This window comes from Zavarzinia sp., assembly GCF_041650655.1.
Classification (GTDB): Bacteria; Pseudomonadota; Alphaproteobacteria; order Zavarziniales; family Zavarziniaceae; genus Zavarzinia.
The window spans coordinates 38,339-46,429 of sequence record NZ_JBAZKR010000028.1 but is presented as its reverse complement, the minus strand read 5'-3'; the positions used below and the strand labels follow the sequence as shown (position 1 = coordinate 46,429).

Genomic DNA, 8,091 nt, shown 5'->3' with positions numbered 1-8,091 from the left:
TGGCTCGCGTTGGCGACGAAATCCGCCCGCATGCGCTCGACCCGCTTCGACTGGGTGAGATCGCGGAAGACCAGGGCGGCGACCACGCCTTCGGGCCGCACCTTGTCGAAGGCGACGACCCGGCAGATCAGCTCGCGGGCGACCGGAACGGGCAGGGAAATCTCGATCTCGGCCGCCGGCTCGTCGCCCGCGATCACATCGTCCACCGATTCCAGGATCTCGGGATGGCGCAGCATGGCGGCCAGCGGCCGGCCCACAGGCTCTTCGCCGAACATGGCGCGGGCGGCGCGATTGGCCAGCCTGACCTGATGTTCGGCATCGATCAGAATCAGCGGGTCGGGCAGCAGGTCGAGCACGGCACGGTGGCCGGCCACCGCTTCCTTCAACTCCCGGCTCGCGGCTTTGAGCCGTTCCTCGAGGCGGGCCAGGGCTTCGGCCGATTCGTCGGGTGCGTTCTCCGGCGCCAGCGGTGCGGCACCACCTGGCCGGCGCGGACGCCAGCGCGTGCCGGCGACGGCGGCGAGCGCCAGGCCGGCGCCCGCGACCACGAAGCCCCGCCCCGAAAGGTCGCCGGTCTGCCACAGCACGGCGGCCAGGCCGAGGCCGGCCGCCGGCAGGATGATAGCGAACGGGCGCCGGATCAGCGCCATGGCCGGACCGAGGCTCCGCTCACCGCGCCATATAGGCGGTGAGCGCCGCGAGATTGACCAGGTCCGAGACCGCCGTACCCAGCGGAACGATCTGCACCGCCTGCGACATGCCGAGCAGCAGCGGCCCGATCACCGTGGCGCCGCCCACTTCCTTCATCATCTTGGCGACCGTGATGGAGGTCGAGAGCGAGGGCATGATCAGGACGTTGGCCGGTTCGGTCAGCCGGCTGAAGGGATAGAGCGCCATCAGTTCGCGGTTGAGCGCGACATCGGCCATCATCTCGCCGTCGTATTCGAAATCCGTCTCCTCCTGGTCCAGCAGGGCGACCGCCTCCCGCACCGTGTTGGACGAGGTGCGCGGCCGGTTGCCGAAGTTGGAATAGGACAGGAAGGCGACGCGCGGCACGCGGCCGAAGCGGCGCACGGCATCGGCCGACTGGCGCGCGATATCGGCCAGCGCCTGGGGCGAGGGCTGCTCGTCGACCGCGGTATCGGCGAGATAGATCGTGCGGCCCTTGGCGATCACCACGGAGAGGCCGAAGACGCGCCGGCCCGGCAGCGGGTCGATCACCCGCCGCACGTCCTCGAGCGCGGCCGCATAGCCGCGCGTCAGGCCGGTCACCATGGCATCCGCATCGCCATTCGCCACCATGCAGGCGGCGAAGATGTTGCGGTCGTTGTTGACCAGGCGCTGGCAGTCGCGGTGCATCAGGCCGCGGCGCTGCTGGCGGGCATAGAGGAATTCGGTATAGCGGACGTTATGAGTGGAGTTCCGCGCGTTGTGGATCTCCAGCCCCGCCTCCGCGTCGAGTCCCATGGCTTCGAGGGCGGCGTTGATCCGGTCCTCGCGGCCGACCAGCACCGGGGTGCCATAGCCCGAGTTGCGGAAGGCGAGAGCGGCGCGGATCGTCTTCTCTTCCTCGCCCTCGGCGAAGACGACGCGCTTGGGCTGTTGGCGCACCTCGTCGAAGACACGCTGGAACAGCGCGACGGCGGGATCGAGCCGGGCCTTCAGCTCGTTGCCATAGGCGTCCATGTCGATGATCGGGCGGCGCGCCACGCCGGAATCCATCGCCGCCTTGGCCACGGCCGGCGGCACCCGGCTGATCAGGCGGGGATCGAAGGGCACCGGGATGATGTATTTGGGACCATATTGCGGGCGGGTGCCGGCATAGGCCGCGGCGACTTCGTCCGGCACGTCTTCGCGGGCGAGTTCGGCCAGCGCCTTGGCGGCGGCCATCTTCATCTCGTCATTGATGGTGCGGGCGCGGACATCGAGGGCACCGCGGAAGATATAGGGGAAGCCCAGGACGTTGTTCACCTGGTTCGGATAGTCGGAGCGGCCGGTCGCCACGATGGCATCGCCGCGCACCGCCTCGACCTCTTCCGGCGTGATCTCGGGATCCGGGTTGGCCATGGCAAAGATGATCGGCTGGGGCGCCATCCCGGCGACCATCGCCGAGGTCACGGCGCCCTTGACCGAAAGGCCGAGGAAGACATCGGCCCCCTTCATGGCTTCTTCGAGCGTGCGCCGGTCGGTGGTCACGGCATGGGCCGATTTCCACTGGTTCATGCCCTCGGTGCGGCCCTTGTAGATGACGCCCTTGGAATCGCAGAGAATCGCGTTCTCGTGCGGCAGACCGAGGCGCTTGATCAGCTCGATGCAGGCGATCGAGGCGGCGCCGGCGCCGTTCACCACGACCCGCACGTCCTTGATCGACTTGCCCGCGAGGTCGAGGGCGTTGATCAGGCCGGCGGCGGCGATGATCGCCGTGCCGTGCTGGTCGTCGTGGAAGACCGGGATGTCCATCATCTCGCGCAGGCGGCTCTCGATGATGAAGCACTCGGGCGCCTTGATGTCCTCGAGGTTGATGCCGCCGAAGCTGGGCCCCAGGTATTTCACCGCATTGATGAATTCCTCGACCTCTTCGGTGTCGACCTCGAGGTCGATCGCATCGACGTCGGCGAAGCGCTTGAACAGCACCGCCTTGCCTTCCATCACCGGCTTCGAGGCGAGCGCGCCCAGGTTGCCGAGGCCGAGGATCGCCGTGCCGTTCGAGATCACGGCGACCAGATTGCCCTTCGACGTGTAGTCATAGGCAGTCGAGGGATCGGCGGCGATCGCGTGCACGGGTACCGCGACGCCCGGCGAATAGGCGAGGCTCAGATCGCGCTGGGTCGCCATCGGCTTGGTGGCGACGATCTCGAGCTTGCCCGGGCGGCCCTGGGCGTGGAACAGCAGGGCTTCCTGGTCCGAGACGGCGGTACGCTTGGTGCTCATGTCTTTTTCGACGGCACCCGAAGGGGGTGCCTTGCTCCCTGGAATGGCTCAGCCGGCGGCGCGGCGGGAGCGGACTATCCTATCCTTTCCATTTATTGTCTAGAGGGACACAAAAACTTTTCATTTCTTGTCATCAGCGGCGCAGCCAGACCCAGAACACGCCGCCCGCCAGCAAGCCCCAAAAGGCCCCGCCGATACCCCAGAACGAGATGCCGGAAGCGGTCACCAGGAAGGTGATCAGGGCCGGCTCGCGCTCAGCCGGCACCGCCAGCGCCGCGGTCAGGGCACCGCCGAAAGCACCGACCAGGGCGAGGCCGGCGACCGCCTGGATCAACACCGGCGGGGCCGTTGCGGCGATCACTGTGGCGACGGTCGCCGCCGCCCCGATCACCACATAGGCGAGACCGGCGACCACCGCGGCGAGCCAGCGCCGGCGCGGATCTTCCGCCGCCTCCGGCCCGGCGCAGAGGGCGGCGGTGATCGCGGCCAGGTTGACCGCATGGCCGCCCAGCGGCGCCGCCAACATGGAAACCGCGCCGGTGGCGACGAACAGCGGCCCGGGCACCGGGTGATAGCCGTTGGCCCTGAGCACGGCGAGGCCGGGCACGTTCTGCGACGCCATGGTGACCAGGAACAGGGGCAGGCCGATGCCGACGATGGCTTGGCCGTCGAAGACCGGCATCAGGACTTCGAGATGGGGCAGCAGGGGCGCACCCGCCGGCAGTTCGGCCGCGGCCGAGCCGTCGATCAGCACCGCCGCCACCGTGACCAGCAGGGCGACCGGCATGGCCCAGAGCCGGTTGAGCCGCATCATGACGCCCCAGGCGATCACGATCGGCAGGGCCAGCGCCGGCATCGCCCCGATCGCCTTGAAGGGCGCGAGGCAGAGGCCGAGCAGCACGCCGGCCAGCATGGCCCCGGCGATCGTCCCCGGAATCGCCGCAACCGCCCGCCCGAACGGCTTCCACAGCCCGGCCACCACGACCAGCAGCCCGGCGACCAGGAAGGCACCGGCGGCCGTGGCGAAGCCACCCGCCGGCGCCGCCGTGGTGGCGAGCAGCGCCGCCCCCGGGGTCGACCAGGCGATCGAGACCGGCAGGCGCAATCGGGCGCTCAGCACCGCTCCGAGCAGCCCCATGGCGAGGCAGAGGGCGAGCAGACCGGAAGCCGCCTGCCCGGGGCTCGCCCCCATGGCCCGCAAGCCCTCCAGCACCACGGCGAAGGAGGAAGCGAAGCCGACCACCGCCGCCATCAGCCCCGCCGTCAGGGGCCGCACCCATTCCCGCCGCTCGACCATCGCCATCCCCGGCACAAGAGATCTCGAAAACAGGGGCTCTTCCTAACAGGATTGGATCCAATCGACAATCTGCTTGAATCCGGCACGCCCCCATGGTCTCGTGCCGCCATGGACATCACCCGCCTGATCGAGCGCGACCGCCCGCGCTTCAGAACCGCCACCGCCTTCGTCGAAGCGGTATTGCGGGAAGCGATCCTGACCGGGGCGCTGCCCGGCGGTACTGCCCTTCGGCAGGAGGAACTGGCGGCCGCCTTCGACGTCTCGCGCATGCCGGTCAGGGAGGCGCTGCGCCAGCTCGAAGCCCAGGCCCTGATCGATTTCGCGCCCCACAAGGGTGCCGTGGTGACCGATATTTCGGCCGAGGACGCGGCCGACCATTACGCCATCCGCGCGGCGCTGGAGCCGGCGGCACTCCGCCTCTCCCTGCCCCATCTGACCGCGGCGGATTTCGACCGGGCCGAGGCCCTGATCGCCGAGATGGACTCGGAGGAAGACATCGCCCGCCTGGGCGAGCTCAACCGCCGCTTCCACCTGACTCTCTATGCCAGGGCCGGGCGGCCCCGCCTGCTCGCCCTGGTCGAGCAGCATCTGGCCGCCGCGGACCGCTACCTGCGCTTCCATTTCACGGCCCTCGGCCGCGACCACATGGCCCAGGACGAACACACCGCCCTGCTAGCCGCCGCCCGCGCCGGCGACGCCGCCGGGGCCAGCGCGATCGTGACCCGCCATGTCGAAACCGCGGCCCGCAACATCGAGGCCTTCTTCGCCGCCCGGTAGCATGCGTTTGGGCATACCCGATCTTCGTCATCCAAGCCTAGGGCAGGACTGCCTGGTCACGGAAACGAGCGAGCTACGCCATGGCCTCTGGGCGGTTTTCCTTCCGTCCTCCCTAAGTAAACCTGTCATGGCCGGGACGAGCCCGGCCATGACGATCGGGAGGCGGCCGAGATGTTATGAAACCACCCGATTTCCTTGAACCACGCCGACGCGACTCAGGAGCCGGGCCGACGGGGCGTAAGCGGCCCGCGCAGGGCTGATTCATGCCTCTGGCCGTCATCGCGGCAGCCCCCTAAAGTGCCGCCATGTCGATCGACGCCCTTCCCGAATCGGATGCCGCCGACGCCCTCGACCTGAGCGGCGCGACGCCCATGATGGCGCAATATCTGGCCATCAAGGCGGCCCATCCGGGCTGCCTGCTGTTCTATCGCATGGGCGATTTCTACGAACTCTTCTTCGAAGATGCCGAAGCCGCCTCGGCCGCGCTGGACATCACCCTGACCAAGCGGGGCAAGCACCTCGGCCAGGACATCGCCATGTGCGGCGTGCCGGTCCATGCCGCGGACGCCTATCTCTCACGCTTGATCCGCAAGGGCTTCAAGGTCGCCATCTGCGAGCAGGCGGAAGACCCGGCCGAAGCCCGCAAGCGCGCCGGCAAGACCCTGGTCCGCCGCGAGGTGACGCGCATCGTCACCCCCGGCACCCTGACCGAAGAGACATTGCTCGACGCCCGCGCCAACAACCTGCTGGCCGCCCTGGGCGGGGCGGAGGGCAAATGGGCGCTGGCCTGGGCCGACGTCTCGACCGGACTGTTCGAGGTGATGGCGGTGCCGCCCGAGCAGATCGGCGCCGAACTGGCCCGTCTCGCCCCGGGCGAACTGCTGCTGTCGGACCGGCGGCTGGACGATCCGGCGATCCGGGCGCTGGACGGCGCCTTCGACGACCGCGTCACCCCCCTGCCCGCCGCCCGCTTCGATTCAGGGGCCGCCGAACGCCGGCTCAAGGAGATTTTCGGGGTTGGCACGCTCGACGGCTTCGGTCCCTTCGGACGGGCCGAACTGTCAGCGCTGGGCGCCCTGCTCGCCTATGTCGAGCTCACACAGAAGGGCAAACTGGCCCGCCTGCGCCCACCCCGCCGGGTCGCCGCCGGCTCGACCATGGCGATCGACGCGGCCACAAGGCGGAGCCTCGAGTTGATCCAGGGGCCGGACGGCGGCCGAAGCGGCAGCCTGCTCGCGGTGATGGACGAGACGGTGACCGGGGCCGGCGCCCGCCTGCTCCGCCAATATCTCTCCGCCCCCTTGACCGAGGCGGCGGCGATCGACCGCCGGCTCGACATGGTCGACCACCTGCTCCGCCAGGACCAGCTCCGCCGCGATCTCCGGACAGCGCTGCGCCGCCTGCCGGATCTCGAACGGGCGCTCGCCCGCCTCGCCCTCGGCCGCGGCGGGCCGCGCGATCTCGCCGCCATCGGCCAGGGCCTCGCCCTGCTGCCCGAGGTGGCGGCGCTCTTCGCCACCGCCGACCTGGCGCCGCCACCCGAAGGGCTCGAAGCGGCGCTCGACCGCTTCGGCGATCATGGCGACTTGGCCGCGCGCCTGACCGAAGCCCTGGTGGCCGAGCCGCCGGCGCTGGCCCGCGACGGCGGCTTCGTCGCCCCCGGCTGGCACCCCGGCCTCGACGAGGAACGGAGCCTGCGGGACGAGGGCCGCCGCCTGGTCGCCGCCCTCGAAGGCCGGCTCCGGGCCGATACCGGGATCGGCGCCCTCAAGATCCGCCACAACAATGTCCTCGGCTATCACATCGAGGTGACGCCGCTGCATGCCGACAAAATGGCGGCGGATGCCCGCTTCATCCATCGCCAGACCCTCGGCAGCGCCGTCCGCTTCACCACGGTAGAGCTCAGCGAATTGGCCGACCGCATCGCCCGCGCGGGCGACAAGGCGATCGCCCTCGAAGTCGAAATCTTCGACGGCCTGGTCGCACAGGTGATGGCGGCGGCGGGCACGATCGGCGATGCCGCGGCCGGCCTCGCCGAGATCGACGTCGCCGCCGGCCTGGCCGAACTCGCCGAGCGGCGGCGCTACACCCGCCCCCATGTCGACGACGGCACCGGCTTCTCGATCGAGGCCGGCCGCCATCCCGTCGTCGAAGCCGGCTTCGGCCCGGGACGGGAGGGCGATTTCGTCGCCAATGATTGCGACCTCGGCGAAGGCTCTCGGCTCTGGCTGCTGACCGGCCCCAATATGGCGGGTAAGAGCACCTTCCTGCGCCAGAACGCGCTGATCGCGGTGATGGCCCAGATGGGCAGTTTCGTGCCCGCGGCGCGGGCCGAGATCGGCGCGGTCGACCGGCTGTTCAGCCGCGTCGGCGCGGCCGACGACCTCGCCCGCGGGCGCTCCACCTTCATGGTCGAGATGGTCGAGGCGGCGGCGATCCTGAACCAGGCCACCGCGCGGAGCCTGGTGATCCTGGACGAGCTCGGCCGCGGCACCGCGACCTACGACGGGCTCTCGATCGCCTGGGCCGCGATCGAACATCTGCACGACGTGAACCGCACCCGCGCCCTCTTCGCCACCCATTACCACGAGCTGACCGTGCTGGCCGAGAAACTGGCCGATGTCGCCGCCCATACCGTGAAGGTCCGGGAATGGAAGGGCGATGTCGTCTTCCTGCACGAAGTCGTCAAAGGCACGGCCGACCGTTCCTATGGCATCCAGGTCGCCAAGCTGGCCGGTCTGCCGCCCGCCGTGATCGCCCGCGCCGAAGACGTCCTGCACCGCCTCGAATCGGGTGCCGCCGGCCCCGCTGGAGGCCGGCCCGACATGGCCGCGCTGGCCGCCGACCTGCCCCTCTTCGCCGCCGTCGCAGCGCGCCCGAAACCGGCCGCAGCCCCCGCCGACCCCAAGGCGGCGGCGCTGGCCGAGGCGGTGAAAGCGCTGAACCCGGACGACATGAGCCCCCGGGAAGCGCTGGACGCGCTCTATCGCCTGAAGGGAATCGCGACAGGCGGGCCGCATTAAGCGACGGGAAACCCGGCGCCGGTAGGCTGCCGCGACTGGTCGCCGTATCGACTTCCAGCCCTC

Annotated in this window: 5 protein-coding genes; 2 read left to right on the top strand and 3 right to left on the bottom strand. The window is 70.0% G+C overall.

Features of this window, described 5'->3' with window-relative positions:
* The 3 genes from WC493_RS08590 to WC493_RS08580 all read right to left on the bottom strand — a co-directional run.
* On the bottom strand, positions 1-650 hold a 650-nt coding region (locus tag WC493_RS08590; protein ID WP_373064573.1), incomplete at its 3' end, for a PAS domain-containing protein.
* Positions 651-669: 19 nt separating this feature from the next.
* Complete coding sequence (locus tag WC493_RS08585; protein WP_373064571.1) at positions 670-2,931, bottom strand: NADP-dependent malic enzyme; 2,262 nt, start codon at positions 2,929-2,931, stop codon at positions 670-672.
* Positions 2,932-3,064: 133 nt separating this feature from the next.
* The gene (locus tag WC493_RS08580) at positions 3,065-4,228 is read right to left on the bottom strand and encodes a benzoate/H(+) symporter BenE family transporter (RefSeq protein WP_373064569.1); all 1,164 of its coding nucleotides are present in this window, start codon (positions 4,226-4,228) and stop codon (positions 3,065-3,067) included.
* Between the two features lie 108 nt (positions 4,229-4,336).
* Here WC493_RS08580 and WC493_RS08575 point away from each other — a divergent pair, with 108 nt between their 5' ends.
* Together WC493_RS08575 and mutS are read left to right on the top strand one after the other, a co-directional pair.
* Positions 4,337-5,005 carry a GntR family transcriptional regulator gene (locus WC493_RS08575; protein WP_373064567.1) on the top strand — a complete coding sequence of 223 codons (669 nt, stop codon included), beginning with the start codon at positions 4,337-4,339 and terminating at the stop codon, positions 5,003-5,005.
* A gap of 305 nt (positions 5,006-5,310) precedes the next feature.
* A complete protein-coding gene (gene mutS / locus WC493_RS08570; protein WP_373064565.1) occupies positions 5,311-8,028 on the top strand; it encodes a DNA mismatch repair protein MutS in 2,718 nt (905 codons plus the stop codon).
* Positions 8,029-8,091 lie beyond the last annotated feature (63 nt).